The following is an 18903-nucleotide window of genomic DNA, read 5'->3' as shown; positions in this document are numbered from 1 at the left end:
CATCATTAACGGACGTTCAAAAGAGTCGTTTAAAAAGGGATATTGACTATGATTTTTTCACAGGGAGCATCGCCCTTAAAAGGTGAATTTTCACGAATAAAGTTTAGTATTGCATCACCTGAAAGCATTCTTGCTCATTCACGGGGAGAGGTACTGAAGCCGGAGACGATAAACTACCGTACGTTCAAACCGGAACGTGACGGTTTGATGTGCGAAAAAATATTTGGCCCGACAAAGGATTGGGAGTGTTATTGCGGTAAATACAAGCGTGTACGCTATAAAGGGATTATCTGCGACCGTTGCGGCGTAGAGGTTACGACCAAGAGTGTCCGCAGGGAGCGTATGGGCCATATCGCCCTCGCTGTTCCTGTGGTGCATACCTGGTTTTTCCGTTCGGTTCCAAGCAAGATCGGTGCACTGCTTGACCTTTCGACCAAAGAGCTTGAAAGGATCATCTATTATGAAGTCTATGTTGTCATCAATCCCGGTGAACCTGGTGAAAAGCAGGGGATCAAGAAACTCGATCGTCTGACTGAAGAGCAATATTTCCAGATTATCACCGAGTATGAGGATAATCAGGATCTTGAGGATTCAGACCCTGACAAGTTTGTGGCGAAAATGGGTGGCGAAGCCATTCATATGCTTCTCAAGAACATAGACCTTGACGCATCAGCGATACATCTGCGTAAAGTGCTCAAAGAGAGCAATTCAGAGCAGAAAAGAGCCGATGCGCTGAAACGGCTGAAAGTTGTTGAGGCCTTCAGAAAGAGTTATGAGCCGCACAAAAAAACCAGGAAAAAGCCTCAGGGTCTTTTCCCTGAAGATGAGCTTCCCGAGCCCTACGTCTATGAAGGCAACAAGCCGGAATATATGGTGATGGAAGTCGTTCCGGTCATTCCTCCGGAACTGCGTCCACTTGTTCCCCTTGAAGGTGGCCGGTTCGCTACCTCAGATCTGAATGATCTGTATCGCCGGGTAATTATTCGCAACAACCGGCTGAAAAAACTGATCGATATCCGTGCTCCTGAGGTTATTCTTCGAAACGAGAAGAGAATGCTCCAGGAAGCGGTTGATGCCCTGTTTGATAACTCTCGCAAAGCCAATGCAGTCAAGACCGGAGAGTCAAACAGGCCGCTGAAATCACTTTCAGATGCCCTGAAGGGCAAGCAGGGTCGATTCCGCCAGAACCTTCTTGGTAAAAGGGTCGATTATTCAGGCCGTTCGGTTATCGTTGTCGGACCGGAATTAAAACTGCATGAGTGCGGTCTGCCGAAAAGTATGGCTATTGAGCTTTTTCAGCCCTTTGTGATTCGTCGTCTTGTTGATCGCGGTATTGCAAAATCGGTCAAATCGGCCAAGAAGCTTATTGATAAAAAAGATCCGATTGTCTGGGACGTCCTTGAAAAGGTTATTGACGGCAGGCCGGTTCTGCTGAACAGGGCGCCGACTCTTCATCGACTCGGTATCCAGGCATTCCAGCCCCTGCTGATTGAAGGCAAGGCCATTCAGATTCACCCTCTGGTCTGTACAGCGTTCAACGCTGACTTTGATGGTGACCAGATGGCTGTACACATCCCATTGTCGCAGGAAGCGCAGCTTGAAGCATCACTCCTCATGCTGTCGTCTCATAATCTGATTTTGCCGCAGTCTGGCAAGCCAGTTACGGTTCCTTCACAGGACATGGTACTCGGTATGTACTACCTGACAAAGTCACGCTCCAGAGATCTTGGCGAGGGGCAGATATTCTACAGCCCTCAGGATGTTCTTATAGCATATAACGAAGAGCGTGTGGGTCTTCATGCCCAGATTTTCGTCCAGTATGATGGCGAGATTGATCAGAAATTCGATTCGCTGCGTGTCCTTGATACAATGACGGATCTGACGGCAGAAAAGTCTGCCTGGCTCAAAGCGCAGATAGAGAAGAAATGCATTTTGCTGACGACGGTTGGCCGGGTGATTTTCAACCAGAATGTGCCAAAAGAAATAGGCTTTATCAACCGTGTTATTGACAAAAAGGTTGCAAAGGAGCTGATCGGGCGACTGAGCAGTGAGGTTGGTAATGTTGAAACAGCCAAATTCCTTGACAATATCAAGGAGGTCGGTTTCCACTATGCGATGAAAGGCGGACTTTCAGTTGGTCTGTCCGATGCCATTGTGCCTGAAACCAAGGCACGCCATATCAAGAGTGCGCAGCGGGACAGCACAAAAGTTGTCAAGGAGTACAATCGCGGAACACTGACAGACAATGAACGTTACAACCAGATTGTTGACGTCTGGCAGAAAACCTCCAATATCGTTGCAGAAGAGTCATACCAGAAGCTGAAAAAAGATCGTGATGGTTTCAATCCGCTCTATATGATGCTTGATTCCGGAGCCCGTGGCTCCAGGGAGCAGGTTCGTCAGTTGACCGGTATGCGAGGTCTTATTGCTCGTCCTCAGAAATCCATGTCGGGACAGCCGGGTGAAATTATTGAAAACCCGATTATCTCGAACCTCAAGGAGGGACTGACCGTTCTTGAGTACTTCATTTCAACACACGGTGCGCGGAAAGGTCTTTCCGATACGTCACTGAAGACGGCTGATGCAGGTTACCTGACCAGACGACTTCATGATGTGGCGCAGGACGTCATTGTAACTATTGATGACTGCGGAACAACTCGTGGACTCTATGTACACCGCAATATTGAGGAAGAGACCAGCGGCCAGATCAAGTTCCGGGAAAAAATCAAGGGTCGTGTCGCTGCCCGCGATATCATCGATACCCTGAACAATAATGTTATCGTAAATTCCGGTGAAATTATCACTGAAGAGCTTGCCGAGCTTATTCAGGAGACTGCCGGTGTTGAAGAGGCGGAGATCCGTTCAGTGCTGACCTGTGAATCCAAAATCGGCATCTGTTCAAAATGTTATGGAACAAACCTTTCGGTCCATGAACTTGTTGAAATTGGAGAAGCGGTTGGTGTTATTGCTGCACAGTCGATCGGAGAGCCTGGAACACAGTTGACACTTCGTACCTTCCACCAGGGTGGTACGGCACAGGGTGGTATTTCGGAAACCGAGACCAAAGCCTTCTATGATGGCCAAATTCAGTTTGAGGATATCAAGACTGTTGAGCATACTGCCATTAATGAGGATGGCGTTGCAGATCTGAGGATCATTGTTATCCAGAAAAACGGCAAGATCAATATTGCCGATCCTGAATCCGGAAAGATACTGAAACGTTATCTTGTGCCTCATGGCGCGCATCTGCACTGTAAAAACGGCTCACTTGTCAAAAAAGACCAGGTGATGTTCAGCAGTGAGCCCAACAGCACACAGATCATTGCAGAAATTCCGGGTATCATCAAGTTTGCTGATATTGAAAAAGGTATCACCTACAAGGAAGAGGTTGATCCCCAGACCGGATTTTCGCAGCACACCATCATCAACTGGCGTTCAAAGCTGAGAGCTACTGAAACAAGGGAGCCAAGGTTGATGATTATTGATGCAAGCGGAGAGGTAAGAAAGACCTACCCCGTTCCAATCAAGTCAAATCTTTATGTCGAAGACGGGCAGAAAGTTGAGCCTGGCGACATCATGGCCAAGGTACCAAGAAACCTCGACCGTGTCGGAGGCGATATTACCGCCGGTCTGCCAAAAGTTACCGAGCTGTTCGAAGCCCGAATTCCTACAGATCCTGCAATCGTTACAGAAATTGACGGCTATGTCAGTTTCGGTTCACAGCGCAGAAGCAGTAAGGAGATCAAGGTTAAAAACGACTTTGGTGAAGAGAAGGTCTACTATGTCCAGGTTGGAAAGCATGTGCTTGCCAACGAAGGTGATGAGGTCAAGGCAGGCGATCCGCTGACGGATGGCGCCGTATCACCACAGGATATCCTCCGTATTCAGGGCCCCAATGCAGTCCAGCAGTACCTTGTGAACGAGATTCAGAAAGTGTACCAGATCAATGCGGGTGTGGAGATCAACGACAAGCATCTTGAGGTTATTGTGCGCCAGATGCTTCAGAAAGTACGGGTTGAAGAGCCTGGAGATACCGATCTGCTGCCTGGAGACCTGATTGACCGGAGCGCTTTTGTTGAGTCAAACCAGAGTGTAGCCGAAAAGGTACGCATCACTGAAAAAGGCGATGCTCCTGCAAGGATTCAGGATAGTCAGCTCCATAAGGTGCGTGACATCACCAAACTGAATCGCGAGCTTCGCAAGAACAGCAAAAACATGATTGCGTTTGAACCAGCCCTTCAGGCAACATCGCATCCGGTACTCCTTGGCATAACAAGCGCAGCTCTTCAGACAGAGAGTGTCATTTCCGCAGCATCGTTCCAGGAGACCACCAAGGTCTTGACCGACGCGGCTGTTGCAGGAAAGGTTGACTATCTGGCAGGACTGAAAGAAAACGTCATTGTCGGCAAGCTGATCCCTGCCGGTACGGGACTGAAGAGGTATAAAGCTATAAAACTGACGGGTGAAGGTCAGGAGAGTAACGCAACCGAACGGGTGGTTGAAGAGCCTGCAACCAGGGAAGGTTTCGCCAATGAGCGATAACCCTTTCTGTCAGGAGAGATGAAGCAAAAAAAAAGGGAGACTCGGCGGTCTCCCTTTTTTTTGTTACTTCTTTTCAAACCGGAAGGTTTCAAGAAACCCGGTATCAAAATCACCGCTTTGAAAAACAGGAGAGTGCATGACCTGTTTATGGAACGGGATCGTGGTTTTTACCCCCACAACAATGAACTCATCCAGTGCGCGTGACATCCTTGCAATGGCTTCGTCGCGTGTGTGCGCGGTAACAATAAGCTTTGCTATCATCGAGTCGTAGTTTGATGGTACCACATAGCTTGCATAGGCATGTGAGTCAACCCTGACACCATGACCACCCGGAGTATGGAAAACGGTCAGTTGTCCTGGTGAGGGGCGGAACAGGTGTTCCGGATCCTCGGCATTGATGCGACACTCAATGGAGTGGCCCCTTGGCGTAAAGGAGCGGCCCTCGAGTGATTCACCGGCAGCAACAAGAATCTGCTCCTTGACGATATCTACATTGTAGCGCTCTTCAGTAACCGGATGCTCAACCTGGATGCGTGTATTCATCTCCATGAAGTAGAAATCCCGGTGCCTGTCGAGCAGAAACTCGATAGTGCCAGCTCCTTCATAGTTGATCGCACGGGCGGCGGCTACTGCTGCATCGCCCATTTTTTTTCTCAGAGCCTCATCAACAACAGGGGAAGGTGTCTCCTCAATAAGTTTCTGGTGTCTTCTCTGCACCGTACAGTCGCGTTCCCCCAGATGAATGGTGTTCCCGTGCTGGTCGGAGAGGATCTGGATTTCAACGTGGCGAGGGTTTTCAAGATATTTCTCAATATAAACACCGCTATTGCCAAAAGCCTGCTCGGCTTCGCTGCGTGCCGTGTTCAGAGCCTTATCCAGTTGGCTCTCCTCGGTGACTACCCGCATACCCTTTCCGCCGCCACCAGCAGTTGGTTTGATGATAACCGGGTAACCCGTTTTTTTTGCCGTTTCAATGGCCTGCTTCAGATCGGTCACCAGTCCGGGACTTCCGGGGACCACGGGAACACTGGCAGCAATCATCGTTGCTTTCGCGGTGTTTTTATCACCCATCTGTTTGATCATTTTTGCCGTAGGGCCGATAAACTTGATGTTTGCCGATTCGCACACTTCAGCGAAATCAGCATTCTCAGCCAGAAATCCATATCCTGGATGAATCGCATCAGCATTGGTTACCTCTGCAGCAGCAATAATGCGGGGAATATTCAGATAACTCTCTCTTGACAAAGCTGGTCCAATACAGACAGCTTCATCGGCGTATTTGACATGGATAGATTCAGCATCAACTGTAGAATATACAGCAACGGTACTGATCCCCATTTCGCGGCAGGTCTGCATAATACGCAAGGCAATTTCACCGCGATTTGCAACAAGGATTTTCTTGAACAAGGCTTTTTCTGGATGAATGTTTATGGTTTAATACGGAACAGCGGCTGATCGTACTCGATGGCCTGTCCGTTTTCAACAAGAATTTCAACAATAGTTCCAGAAACCTCAGCTTCAATTTCGTTCATCAGTTTCATGGCTTCGATAATACAGAGAACATCTCCTTTTTTAACCGTGTCATTGATGGCAACAAAGGGAGGAGAATCAGGGGACGATGACTGGTAGAATGTTCCAACGATTGGCGAGCGGGACTCGATAAGGTCGGTGACGGGTTCAGACTTGACTGCCGGAGGTGGGGCATACGAAGCCAGGGGAAGGGCTTGCAAGGCAGGCGGTGCAGTTACGGGAACCTGTTGAAGTGTCCCTGTGGCGGAAGAACGCCTCAGGATTATTTTAAATTCACTCTCTTCGATAATTACTTCCTGAAGATCTGAGCCATTGATGATGTCAATGAGCTGCCTGATTTCGTTAAAGTCCATGATAATAGTAACTTGGTTTGTGAACGTTCGTCATGAAAAATCCTGCAGAAAATTACTTTTTGACTCTTTCAATATACTCACCAGTTCGGGTATCGACACGAATAATACTCCCGGTCTGGATGAACATAGGGACGCTGACTTCCGTACCGGTTTCAACCATCGCCGGTTTTGTTCCGCTGGTTGCCCTGTCATCCTTGGATGCAGGACTGGTTTCAGTTACCTCAACTTCAACAAAAGTGGGGAGTTCAACGCCAAGAATCGATGCATCGTCCGAGAACACAATAGTTACCGTGATTCCATCCTTGACAAAACGGGACGCAGATCCGATTGCGATTTCCGGCACGTTAATCTGGTCAAAGGTTTCACTGTCCATCATGACAAAATCACTGCCATCCCGGTAAAGATACTGATACTGTTTCCGTTCGGTGATGATCACATCAACGGACTCTGTAGCGCTGAAACGGTATTCAACATTTCTGCCTGATTTCAGGTTTCTCATGTTAGCCTGGTAAAAGGCACGCAGGTTACCCGGAGTCCGGTGCATAAGGCTTTCGATACTGTGAGGCTCACCCTTGAAGCGAATAATTGCACCTTTTGATACGTTACTGATTGAAATCATAAGCCGGATAAAAAATTGTCTTGTACAAATCACAGGGTTTTTCCCCGTTAAACGAACCTAAATATAACACAGTGCCGGACGAATACAAAGTGCCGTGAAACCAAACAATGATAATGGTAAAAAGCGATTGCATGTTTGTCACCTACTGTTTAAATTCAGAGAAAGTTGGGCGATGGCCCAGAGAGCTTCTTTTACTTTAATAACAATAATAAACATGTCATATGTCAAAAGCTGAGTTAGTCGAGAAAATTGCCGACCAGGCAAAACTGACCAAAGTTGACGCGGAGCGTGCGGTGAATGCCTTTATCAATGTTGTGATAGATTCATTGAAAGACGGTGATGATGTCACTCTTGTCGGCTTCGGAACATTTGCTGTAGGAAAGAGAGCTGAAAGGTTGGGGCGGAATCCACAGACTGGTGAAGCTATTACCATTGCCGCAAAAAATGTTGTCAAGTTTAAACCCGGCAAAGCGTTGAGGGACGGAATCTGCGGTTGAACCTCGATATTCCGCATTGTTGCCTGCTTTTAGCCCATCAGAAGCCTTTTTGCTTGATGGGCTTTTTTTATCACTAATGTTGCAGCACTATGGCCACGAAAGTTGTCCTTGATTTTGAAAAACCACTGTTTGAGCTTGAAGCCAAACTTGACGAAATGCGTCAGTGTCTCAGGAACAGCACGAGGGAGCAATCCCCGTCTGAAACGGAGATGCTCAATCATGATATAGAGACACTCGAGTTGAAAGTTGACGCCCTGCGACGTTCGATCTATAAAAATCTTACTCGCTGGCAGAAGGTACAACTTGCCCGTCATCCGGCAAGACCCTATACTCTCGACTACATTCACCTGATGACCCGTGATTTTCTTGAACTCGCGGGAGATCGTCGTTACAGCGATGACAAAGCCATTATTGGCGGTTTTGCCCGCATTGAAGAGAGCGCGACAGGTTTTTCGCAGCCAGTCATGATCATCGGTCATCAGAAAGGCCGCGATACCAAGTCCAATCTCTACCGCAATTTTGGCATGGCTCAGCCTGAAGGATATCGCAAGGCGCTTCGTTTGATGCAACTTGCCGAAAAATTCCGCAAACCAGTCATTACACTCATCGATACACCCGGAGCATTTCCTGGAATAGAAGCTGAGGAGCGGGGGACTGCGGAGGCGATTGCCCGGAACCTCTATGAAATGGCAAAACTGACTGTCCCTGTCATCTGTGTGATTATCGGTGAAGGTGCAAGCGGAGGCGCTATCGGGATCGGTGTTGGTGATCGTATTCTTATGGCTGAAAACAGTTGGTATTCGGTTATTTCACCTGAAAGCTGTTCCTCCATTCTCTGGAGAAGCTGGAAGTATAAAGAGCAGGCAGCCGAAGCCTTGCAGCTCACCGCTGTTGATCTTCTTTCGCAAGGTATTATTGACAGGATTATTCCTGAACCTGTAGGGGGAGCCCATACCGACCCTGACGTAATGGCTGCCACATTGAAAGAGATACTGATTGAAGAGCTGAAAGCGCTGCTGCCGAAAGATCCGGCAACGCTTGTCCATGAGAGGATAGAAAAATTTTCATCCATGGGTGTCTGGAATGAAGAAGAATAACAAATGAAAAAAGCCGGCATCAGTGCCGGCTTTTTTCATTTGAACGAGTAGTATTTCTACTTGATTTCGTAAGAGTTTTCTCCCTTGAGCAGTTCCTCAAGCGTTCCGCACGCATTCTTCTGTGCATCCCTGATCTGTTGGGAAAGAGCATCTTCATAGGTTACCCTCTCCTCAGCATAGAAGACGCCGAAAGGTCTTGGAAGAGCCTCATCGTCTGCAAAGCGGGCAAGAATAGATGCCTTGTTGATATCTTTTTCATCGTGAATCCAGAGGTCGCTGGTGGAGAACTCATCTTTATCGAGATCAACAACAACAGGCTTGAATCCGTCAAGCATGATTCCGCGATTTTTATCCTTTCCGAAAACAAAAGGCTTGTCCTGTTCAACGTAGATAGTATTACTGGCCTTATTCTCAGGAGTGGCAAATGCTTCGAACGCAGCATTGTTGAAAATGGGACAATTCTGGTAAATCTCAACCAGCGAAGTCCCCCTGTGCAGTGCAGCGCGCTGAAGAATCGAGCGGAGAAACTTGCCGTCACGGTCAAAAGCTCTCGCAAAGAAAGAGCCGCCGGAACCAATCGTCAAAGCAGCCGTATTAAACGGGTGATCAATAACGCCGGATGGAGAGGTAACGGTACGCAACCCTATTTTTGATGTTGGCGAATACTGACCTTTCGTCAGACCATAAATTTCATTGTTGAAGAGAAGAACATTAAGGTCAGGATTTCGTCTCAGGGTATGAATGAAATGGTTGCCGCCGATAGAAAGCGCATCACCATCACCCGTTCCAACCCATACACTCAAATCAGGACGAGCCACTTTCAGTCCGGTTGCCATGGGCAGCGCTCTGCCATGAATGCCGTGAACGCCATATGTGGCAAGGTAATAGGGGAGACGCGAGGAGCATCCGATACCAGAAACAAAGACGATGTTTTCCGGCGCAACACCCAGTTCCGGCAAAACATTTTTTATCTGTTGCAGTATAGCATGATCACCGCAACCAGGACACCATTTAGGCTCCTGATCGGAAGCAAAATTCTTTGCGGTAAGAACCGGTAAGGCTTTCATTATGGTATCGTTATCGGTCATGATTGAAGCTCCTTTAGAAGGTCGGTGATTTTATTCAGTATTTCCATCTCATTAAACGGTACTCCCTGCACCTTGGTAAAACCTTCAGGGGCGATCAGGAAGGTATCACGGATAATATGGATAAGCTGTCCGTTATTCAGTTCGGGAATCAACACCTTTTTATAGTTTCCGAGAATTTCGCCAAGGTTTTTCGGGAAGGGAAAGATATAGCGAAGGTGTGCATGAGCAACGTTGTACCCCTTTTCGATAGCCTGTTCAACAGCGGTTTTGATTGCGCCGTATGACGATCCCCATCCAAGCACAAGCAAATCACCACTCAACGCACCATTATCAATGCTCTGAAGCGGAATACTGTCGGCAATCCGTGCAATTTTTTCGGCACGAATTTTTGTCATCAGCTCATGATTCTCGGGGTCATGGGAGACGTTGCCGGTTTCATTCTGCTTTTCAAGTCCGCCGATACGATGTTCCAGCCCCCTGGTTCCGGGGATAGCCCAGGAGCGAACCTGACGATCATCCCGTTTGTAGGGCAGATAAGGAGCATCTTCCGGCTCTCTTGCCGGTTGAAAACGGGGAGTGATTTCAGCAAGATTCTCCGGACTTTCGACCTTCCAGGGTTCTGAACTCAGCGCAAGATAACCGTCCGAGAGACAAATAACCGGCGTCATATGCTCAACGGCAATTCGAGCAGCTTCATAGGTGGTATAGAAACAGTCAACAGGAGAGCGTGCAGCAAGCACCGGAAGTGGCGCCTCGCCATGGCGACCGTAAAGAGCCATGAACAGATCAGACTGTTCCGGTTTCGTCGGCAGACCGGTTGACGGGCCGCCCCGCTGAACATTGATGATAACCAAAGGTACCTCAAGAATGACTGCCAGGCCGAGAGCTTCAGTTTTCAGTGCAAGTCCGGGGCCAGAGGTATTTGTAGCGGCAAGCGCACCACCGTAGGCGGCACCGATGCTGCTCACAATACCGGCAATTTCATCTTCAGCCTGGAAGGTTTTTACGCCATACTTTTTCTTTTTGGCCAGAGTCTGCAAGATCTCGGTGGCCGGAGTGATCGGATACGAACCAAGAAAGAGCTCAAGTCCCGCTTTTTTGGAAGCAGCGGTCAGAGCGATAGCACAGGCCTCATTTCCGGTAACCCTGCGATAGATGCCATGCTGTTTTTGCGGTGAAATATCGAAACGGCCAAGGTTTGCAAAAAGCTCGGTTTCATCGCCAAAGAAATAACCAGCCTTCATCGCCTTGATATTGGCTTCGGCCATCCAGACATTTTTCTGAAACTTCGTCTGAAGCGTCTCCATCGTTCCTTCAAGCGGAAGCGTGTAGAGCCAGTAGAGTAACCCTAAAACAAACATATTCTTGCAGCGGTCAACCTCCTTGCTGCTCAGTCCACTCTCTTTCAGCGCTTCACGGGTAAGCTGTAGTACCGGTACAGGAAAAACGATATAGTTATCGAGAGAACCATCATGCAGGGGATCAGCCCCTTCGGGATAGCCTGCGAGTCTCAGATTTTTCTCATCGAACCCTTCAGTACCTGCAATAATAATACCGCCACGGTGGAGGTCTTTCAGATTTGCCTTCAATGCAGCAGAGTTCATCGCCACCATGACATCGAACCGGGCGCCCGGTGTATAGACCGGTTTACTGCTGAACTGGAGCTGAAAACCGGATACGCCGGCAATAGTCCCTGCTGGAGCCCGTATTTCGGATGGAAAATTCGGGAATGTATTCAGCTCTGTCCCATGAGTTGCCACCGTATTGGCAAACTGAGTACCAGTCAACTGCATACCATCACCCGAATCTCCAGCAAAAAGCACGGAGACACTGGTTTTCGACGTCACATTGACCTGTCTGGTTGTCTTTTTTGTATCAGTCATTGTCCCTGTTAATTACTTTTCAAGGTTAGTAAACAGCAAAAAAATCCCCGTGTCAATGATCATCGCCGCACGGAGGTCATTGAGTTGCTATCTGGTGAAATGTACTATTGGTGGGTAAAGAGAAGACAGAAAAAAAACACCCCGGTCTTCTGCAGGAGGCAAATATAAAGGTTTTTATGGGTTAAAACAAATCTTCGGTCGTTTTAGCTAAGAATTTTTTTCGATGACGATATTATTCTTCTTCAGGTAATCCTGCCACTCCTGTTCTTCCAGAATAGGGCAATCAGGAGATAAATCACAAAAATCACAGCGTTGTATGCCATAAACCTGCTCCATCCAACACCCGGTGGCACTTTTGGAAACCTCATTGACATGATTGGGATTCGCCTTCATGATTTTTGCAGAGATATCCATCAGTTCAAGGATATCCTTTCGCCGTTGCTGATCTTCTACTCCCCAACTCATAGGTGTACTCCTGTTGATTATAACCATGAAAAAAATCGGCTACCAAAAAGACCGCATTTAACTTACTCAATATAATTTTTGTAAAAAAAGAAAATATTTCACCTGTGGCATCCATGCATCTTTTTCAGCGCAGGGAAAGTCTTGCCTGAGAGCAAGAAATTTTAAGTTGGCAACAAGCGCTAAAAAAGAGTAACTTTAAGTACGTTCGTGAAGCTGTTTCTGGTGAAGCGGCGTCGCGCAAGGCATTGTAACACAGACCAAAGTCTCTATGAAATCCTGGGAAATCAGACAATCTTTTTTGGATTATTTCGCTCAAAAAGCTCACACCATCGTTCGTTCAGCTCCGGTTATTCCTGCCGATGATCCCACCCTTCTCTTCACCAATGCCGGAATGAACCAGTTCAAGGATGTTTTTTTGGGAAAAGGATCAAGGCCCTATGTACGGGCAGCCGATACCCAGAAATGCATCAGGGCATCAGGCAAGCATAACGACCTCGAAGATGTTGGCAGGGATACCTACCACCACACCTTTTTTGAAATGCTCGGTAACTGGTCATTTGGAGATTACTACAAACAAGAGGCCATAACCTGGGCATGGGAACTGCTGACCGATGTATGGAAGCTGCCGAAAGAGCGTCTCTACGCAACCGTCTATCAGGATGATGATGAAAGCTTTCAGATATGGAAAACAGCAACAGATATAAATCCTGATCACATTATCCGTTTCGGTGAAAAAGACAATTTCTGGGAGATGGGTGAAACCGGCCCCTGTGGCCCCTGTTCCGAGATTCATATCGATCTGACCGAAGATGGTTCCGGCCACAGCCTTGTCAATGTCGGCGATTACCGGGTCATCGAACTCTGGAATCTTGTCTTTATCCAATATAACAGGCAGAGTGACGGCTCCCTTGAACCGCTTCCCATGAAACATGTCGATACCGGCATGGGCTTCGAGCGCGTTGCCGCCGTATTGCAGGGAAAAGGGTCAAACTACGACTCCGACGTTTTTCAGCCACTCTTCGACCGCATCACCGAAATTACCGGTGTCCGCTACGGCGCATCCATGGACGATCCCCTCGACATAGCCATGAGGGTTATAGCCGACCATGCCCGTACCCTCACCTTTGCCCTTTCCGACGGAGCCATGCCCTCCAACGAAGGTCGCGGCTACGTGCTTCGCCGCATACTCCGCCGGGCACTCCGCTACTCCAAAAATCTCGGCTATAACGAACCCATTCTGCATCAGCTTGTCGGTACATTAGCTGCCTCAATGGGAGATGTCTTTCCCGAGCTGCGCAAACAGCAGGAGACTGTCAGTAAAATCATCAGGGCCGAAGAGGAAAGTTTCATCGTTACCCTCGACCGGGGTATAGAGATATTCAACGAAGTTATTGAGCAAGTCCGCTCAGCCAACAGCACAACCATTACCGGTGAAGATGCCTTCAAACTCTACGACACCTATGGCTTCCCCTTCGATTTGACCCGCCTGATGGCCTCCGATGTTGGCTTTTCTGTTGACGGTGAAGGTTTTGAACACTGCATGCAGCAGCAGAAAACCCGAGCAAGAACCGACCGCAAGGAAAAACATCAGGTACAGGATGACGGATCGCAATGGCTCTGGTTCAGCGACGTGCATCGCTCGGAGTTTGCAGGCTACGACCAGCTTGAGATGCCCGTGCTTATTACCGGCATCAAGCATCTCCAGGGAAAGCTGCTTCTGGTACTCGACCGTACCCCCTTCTATGCTGAAAGTGGCGGCCAGGTTGGAGACCGGGGCTGGATAGAGAGCGCCACCTATCGTCTTCAGGTATCCGATACCATCAAGGATGGCGATGCCATTGTTCATCTTGTTACCGAAGCCTTCGACAAGATTTTGGATACGCCAATCAGTGTTGATGATCTCCAGCTCGATGAGAAGGAGCTTTCTGCTGAAGCCTCAGTAGACCGTCATTTGCGCCAGGATACCGAGTGCAACCATACCGCTACACACCTCATGCACAGTGCGCTCCGCAGGATTCTGGGGCAGCATGTCCAGCAGAAGGGCTCATATGTCAATGCCGAACGCCTTCGTTTCGATTTCAGCCATTTTTCCCGCATGACCGAAGCAGAGATTGAGGCCGTTGAAGCCGACGTGAACGACCATATCCGCCGAGCAGAACCCGTGCAGAAACATGCCGATGTTCTCTACGATGACGCCATTGCCATGGGAGCGCTTGCCTTTTTTGGCGACAAATATGCCGACCGGGTACGGGTTATTGAAATTCCGGGAATCTCCGTCGAACTCTGTGGCGGCACCCATGCAGACAATATCGGACGTATCGGGCTCTTCAAGATAGTCAGTGAATCATCGGTAGCATCAGGCGTTCGACGTATAGAAGCGCTCACCGGAAAAGCGGCAGAAAAACTCTTGTGGAAAGAGTACCATGAACTTCAGCAAGTGCGTCATCTCCTTAAAGCAAAAGGGGATGAACCCGTACTCGAAAAAATTGTCGCCCTGATGGATGCAAAAAAAGAGCTGGAAAAAGAGCTGAGCGGCAGCAGGGTAGGCTCGCTTGTCACCAGCTTGACTGCCGAGCTTGACGCATCTCCCGATATCAGTGGCTGCCGGGTCATGACCAAAGTGCTCGAAGAGGTAGACGGCGACACCCTTCGTCAGGCAGCGCTTGCCCTCCGCGATCAGGCCACCTCAGTTGCAGGGCTGCTTTGCAGTGTGGAAGATGGAAAAATAGCGCTGGTCAGTTTTGCTTCCGACAAAGCTGTCCGGGAGTTTGGTATTGATGCCGGCAAACTGATCCGCGAGGCTGCACAATGCGTGCATGGCGGCGGCGGTGGCAAACCCGAGTTCGCAACAGCCGGAGGTAAAAATCCGGAAGGTATACAGAAGGCATTTGACACCTTTCTTGCCGCAATCCGGGAAAAAACGGGCACGATATAACTAATTAATGCAGAAATACTACAGATGAAGAAAAATATTGATGTCCTTGTTATAGGTGGAAGTGCGGCAGGTATTGTTGCCGCCTCAACCGGAAAAGCGTTTTACCCGGCCAAAAGTTTTCTTGTGGTCCGTCGGGAGCGCGAAGCCGTTGTCCCCTGCGGAATACCCTACATTTATGGAACACTGGAGAGTATCAGCCAGAACATTATTCCCAATGCGCATATCGAACAGGCCGGAGTAGAGCTTTTTATTGATGAAGTTGTTGCTGTTGACCGCACAGCCAAAGTTGCAACCACAGCCGATGGTACACAAATAACCTTCGACAAGCTTGTCTTTGCAACCGGTTCCATGCCGAAAGTCCCCTCCTGGCTGAAAGGTACAGCTCTTGGCAATGTCTTTACCATTCCCAAGGATCGTGACTATCTGGAGAATCTTCGTATTAAACTGGAACAGTGCACCACGATTGTCATTATCGGAGGAGGATTTATCGGCGTTGAAATTGCCGATGAACTGCGCAAGAAAGGCAAGAAGATTACGGTGGTTGAGGTCATGCCCCATGTATTGAATGCTGCATTTGATGACGATCTTTCCGTTAAGGTCGAAAAAATCCTGACAGATAATGGCGTCATACTCAGAACGGGTGAGAAAGTCAGCGAACTCATCGGCGAGGGTGTGGTTTCGGAAGTGCTTCTTGAAAACGGAGAGCGCCTTGCCGCCGACGCGGTCATTCTTGCAACCGGATATGCTCCCAATGTGGAGCTTGCCCGAAAAGCCGGCATAAAAATCAATGAGCTCGGAGCCATCAGGGTAGACGAGTACATGCGTACCGAAGACAAGGATATCTTTGCAGTCGGCGACTGTGCCGAAAAGTTTTCCTTCATCACCCGTATCGTAAAAGGATTGATGCTTGCCTCTACCGCTTGTTCCGAGGCCCGAATTGCCGGTATGAACCTCTACGGGCTGTCGCGGCTGAGAACCTTCAGCGGCACCATATCAATATTTTCAACCGCAATCGGAGGTACAACTTTCGCTGCGGCCGGTGTTACCGAGCACCTTGCCCTTGATCGAGGGTTTGACGTCATATCCGCATCGGCAGAAGGCATCGACAAGCATCCGAAGTCCCTGCCAGATACCTGCAGCCAGTTTGTCAAGCTCATCGTCAACCGCGATTCCGGGCTTGTGCTTGGCGGAGCGGTGGTCGGAGGGGTCAGTGCGGGAGAGCTGATCAATGTTATCGGGCTCATTATCGAAAACAAGATGACCATCCATGAGGTGCTCACCCTTCAGGTCGGTACCCATCCGTTGCTCACCGGTCCACCAACGGGCTATCCCCTCATCAAGGCGGCCGAGGCGGTGGCCAAAAAACTACGAAGCTCTCGATAAGAGATGAAATACCCGGCAGGGAAAAGAGCAATGCCGCCTGAGCATGTTGCCGCTCAGGCGAAGGCTCTCTGTGCCGTCTGTGCCGGGAAAAAGGAACGACTATTGATCGATTATGCTGCTTCTTGACTGCTTTTTTGGCCGATGCAAAAAGCCATCCTGCGAAGGATGCGCCCTGAAACTTGTCCGCTCTCTGCGCCTTGCGCTCAAATCGCGCGCGATGCAGAAAGAGGAGGAGTTCGAAGTCGATACGGCCTGTTCACCGCAGATGCCCGAACAGGTGACGCTGCCGGCTAAAACGACATCGCACAAACAGGATGCCACAAAAAAACGGAAGCGGCTGACCGCTCCGAGAGAGGAGATCGCCTGGTACCCTGTGATCAAGCCGGAACTCTGCAACGGCTGCGGCGACTGCAAGGTGCTCTGCAAACCCGGTGTCTTCGAGTTGGGAGCGCCAGATCCTGCGGGTATCTGCCGACCGAAACTTATTGTTGCGCATCCCTACAAATGCCTGGTTCTCTGCACCAGGTGCGTGCCCATCTGCACTTCAGGAGCAATTACTCTCCCTCCGAAAGAGGAGTTCGAGCGCTTCGTGGAATATCTGGACTGACAGCAAGCCAGCCGGAGAATATCGAAAGGAAAACATAAAACGGAGCGTATCATGAGCGGTTCAGCCTCATCGGCAAAGAAAAAAAAGAGGCTTCTCGCCCCAAGAGAGGAGATCGCCTGGTTTCCCGTCATTGATACCGATGCCTGCAACGGTTGCGGTGACTGTGAGGGCTTCTGCAAACCGGGGGTATTTGCCCTTGGCGAACCAGAAGGGGTCAAACGGGCCAAAATGACCGTTGCCAACCCCTGGAACTGCATCGTGCTCTGCACCCGCTGCGAGCCCGTCTGCCCCTCCGGAGCCATTACCCTGCCGCGTAAAGAGGATTTCGAGCGGTTCGTCGAATATGTCGATTGACGAATCCGAAAGAGTGACCGTGCAGTTTTACCGATAAATCTGCACGTCATTTCATTGTCAAACGCATACAAGCTCAGAATCAACATTGGTATAGCTCCCTATTCCGGCAACTCATCCCGATCCCTGAAGCCCATCAGGTAGAGGATTCCATCAAGGCCAAGCGTTGAAATTGCCTGTTTCGCCCGCTCCCGCACGATAGGCTTCGCCCTGAAAGCGATGCCGAGTCCCGCCTTGCCGAGCATCGGCAGGTCGTTTGCTCCGTCACCTACGGCAACGGTCTGCTCAAGGCTGATGTTCTCCTTTTCGGCAAGCAGTTCGAGCAGTTCGGCCTTCCTCGCTCCATCCACAACCCTGCCGAGCACCCTTCCCGTCAGGCAGCCGTTCTCGATTTCAAGGGTGTTGGCATAGACATAGTCGATCGAGAGCTTTTTCTGCAGATAATGACCGAAATAGGTGAATCCTCCCGAAAGAATCGCGGTTTTATAACCGAGCCGTTTCAGGTTGCTGAACAACCGTTCAGCGCCTTCGGTAAGCTGCAACCGTGCGGCGATGCTCTCCATCACATGTTCGTCAAGCCCCTTGAGCTGCGCCACCCGCCGCTGCAGGCTCTCGTTGAAATCCAGCTCCCCCCGCATAGCCTGTTCGGTGATGGCTGAAACCTCCTCGCCGACCCCGGCCTCCTTTGCAAGCTCGTCGATCACCTCCGAGGTGATCAGGGTCGAATCCATATCGAACACCACCATCCGCCGGTTCCGCCGGAAAATATTATCCTCCTGGAAGGCGATATCAATACCAAGGCTGTCAGTAATGGCCAGAAGCTGTTCGCGAAAAAGGTTTTCATCGGAGAGGGTTCCCCTCAGCGAGAACTCTACGCATGCGCGGGTGTGGTTGTCGCCGTTATCGAGCGGTATTCGCCCGGAAAGGCGATTGATGGTATCAATATTGAGATTATGCTCGGCAATGATCGACGATACCCGCTTAAGCTGTTCAGCAGAAATTTTCCTCGACAGCAGCGACAGCAGGTATCGGGGCTTTCCCTGTTCTCCGACCCAACGGCCGTACTCTTCATCAGGCACCGGTGTAAAGGAGATCTGTATCCCGAGCGTATGAGCGCAGAAGAGCAGATCTTTGAGAACAGGCGACGAAGCCGACTCCTTGGGCACCTCAACCAGCATGCCAAGGCTCAGATGGTTATGGATCACCGCCTGCCCGATATCAAGCACCGGTATCCTCGCATCAGCAAGAATCGCCGTTATTTTCGACGTCAGACCCGGTTTATCCAGACCGGTAATATTGATAAGGAGAAGCTCGCTCATATCAGGGAGGTTAACGGTTAGCCCTACGCAACAGGCGGTATCGACAAGCCATTCCGCAGAACTGTCATGGAGCCGTTTATTGTGGCCATCTCCCATGACAATCCCGCTCGACTGTTGAACAACAACATCGCATTGCAAAACATCAAGATAGTGTTGTTTCAGGAACCTTCAAAAACGGGAGCAGGGAAGATAACCGAATGGCAGGCATCGGGCACAGGCAGAATGTCAGTGGTT

Annotated in this window: 14 protein-coding genes; 7 read left to right on the top strand and 7 right to left on the bottom strand. The window is 49.6% G+C overall.

Going from position 1 to position 18903, the window contains the following annotated elements; genetic code table 11:
- Positions 1-48: 48 nt before the first annotated feature.
- Positions 49-4542: a DNA-directed RNA polymerase subunit beta' gene (gene rpoC / locus AC56AD_RS13490; RefSeq protein WP_012509309.1), complete on the top strand. Its 4494-nt coding sequence runs from the start codon at positions 49-51 to the stop codon at positions 4540-4542.
- A gap of 63 nt (positions 4543-4605) precedes the next feature.
- Here rpoC and accC read toward each other — a convergent pair whose 3' ends face one another.
- Genes accC through efp form a run of 3 tightly spaced genes read right to left on the bottom strand, consistent with a single transcriptional unit; the run spans position 4606 to position 7044 of the window.
- The gene (gene accC / locus AC56AD_RS13485; protein WP_012509308.1) at positions 4606-5949 is read right to left on the bottom strand and encodes an acetyl-CoA carboxylase biotin carboxylase subunit; all 1344 of its coding nucleotides are present in this window, start codon (positions 5947-5949) and stop codon (positions 4606-4608) included.
- Between the two features lie 20 nt (positions 5950-5969).
- Positions 5970-6425 (bottom strand): acetyl-CoA carboxylase biotin carboxyl carrier protein, encoded by a 456-nt coding sequence (accB, locus tag AC56AD_RS13480; protein ID WP_012509307.1) that lies wholly within the window; start codon positions 6423-6425, stop codon positions 5970-5972.
- Positions 6426-6477: 52 nt separating this feature from the next.
- On the bottom strand, positions 6478-7044 hold the full coding sequence (gene efp / locus AC56AD_RS13475) for an elongation factor P (RefSeq protein WP_012509306.1): 567 nt from the start codon (positions 7042-7044) through the stop codon (positions 6478-6480).
- A gap of 221 nt (positions 7045-7265) precedes the next feature.
- Here efp and AC56AD_RS13470 point away from each other — a divergent pair, with 221 nt between their 5' ends.
- Both AC56AD_RS13470 and AC56AD_RS13465 read left to right on the top strand, forming a co-directional pair.
- The gene (locus tag AC56AD_RS13470) at positions 7266-7541 is read left to right on the top strand and encodes an HU family DNA-binding protein (RefSeq protein WP_012509304.1); all 276 of its coding nucleotides are present in this window, start codon (positions 7266-7268) and stop codon (positions 7539-7541) included.
- 89 nt (positions 7542-7630) lie between these two features.
- Positions 7631-8638 (top strand): acetyl-CoA carboxylase carboxyltransferase subunit alpha, encoded by a 1008-nt coding sequence (locus AC56AD_RS13465; protein ID WP_012509303.1) that lies wholly within the window; start codon positions 7631-7633, stop codon positions 8636-8638.
- 56 nt (positions 8639-8694) lie between these two features.
- Here AC56AD_RS13465 and AC56AD_RS13460 read toward each other — a convergent pair whose 3' ends face one another.
- The 3 genes from AC56AD_RS13460 to AC56AD_RS13450 form a co-directional block, all read right to left on the bottom strand.
- Positions 8695-9726: a 2-oxoacid:ferredoxin oxidoreductase subunit beta gene (locus AC56AD_RS13460; protein ID WP_012509302.1), complete on the bottom strand. Its 1032-nt coding sequence runs from the start codon at positions 9724-9726 to the stop codon at positions 8695-8697.
- The gene (locus AC56AD_RS13455; protein WP_012509301.1) at positions 9723-11609 is read right to left on the bottom strand and encodes a 2-oxoacid:acceptor oxidoreductase subunit alpha; all 1887 of its coding nucleotides are present in this window, start codon (positions 11607-11609) and stop codon (positions 9723-9725) included. The genes AC56AD_RS13460 and AC56AD_RS13455 overlap by 4 nt, the downstream gene beginning before the upstream one ends.
- A gap of 207 nt (positions 11610-11816) precedes the next feature.
- Entirely contained in the window at positions 11817-12074 is a 258-nt protein-coding gene (locus AC56AD_RS13450; RefSeq protein WP_012509300.1) for a hypothetical protein, read from the bottom strand.
- Positions 12075-12342: 268 nt separating this feature from the next.
- Between AC56AD_RS13450 and alaS the strand changes: the two genes are divergently transcribed.
- The 4 genes from alaS (at position 12343) to AC56AD_RS13430 (ending at position 17353) form a co-directional block, all read left to right on the top strand.
- Entirely contained in the window at positions 12343-15009 is a 2667-nt protein-coding gene (gene alaS / locus AC56AD_RS13445; RefSeq protein ID WP_012509299.1) for an alanine--tRNA ligase, read from the top strand.
- 24 nt (positions 15010-15033) lie between these two features.
- Positions 15034-16392: an NAD(P)/FAD-dependent oxidoreductase gene (locus tag AC56AD_RS13440; RefSeq protein WP_012509298.1), complete on the top strand. Its 1359-nt coding sequence runs from the start codon at positions 15034-15036 to the stop codon at positions 16390-16392.
- Between the two features lie 112 nt (positions 16393-16504).
- Positions 16505-16999, top strand: a complete 495-nt coding sequence (locus AC56AD_RS13435; protein ID WP_012509297.1) for a 4Fe-4S dicluster domain-containing protein — start codon at positions 16505-16507, stop codon at positions 16997-16999.
- Positions 17000-17050: 51 nt separating this feature from the next.
- Positions 17051-17353, top strand: a complete 303-nt coding sequence (locus tag AC56AD_RS13430) for a 4Fe-4S dicluster domain-containing protein (RefSeq protein WP_012509296.1) — start codon at positions 17051-17053, stop codon at positions 17351-17353.
- A gap of 98 nt (positions 17354-17451) precedes the next feature.
- Here the strand turns inward: AC56AD_RS13430 and serB are convergent, their stop codons facing one another.
- A complete protein-coding gene (gene serB / locus AC56AD_RS13425) occupies positions 17452-18669 on the bottom strand; it encodes a phosphoserine phosphatase SerB (RefSeq protein WP_012509295.1) in 1218 nt (405 codons plus the stop codon).
- Between the last annotated feature and the right edge of the window lie 234 nt (positions 18670-18903).

This window comes from Pelodictyon clathratiforme (genome assembly GCF_982375515.1).
The sequence above is the reverse complement of the archived record's forward strand: the minus strand, read 5'-3'. Positions and strand labels throughout refer to the sequence as shown.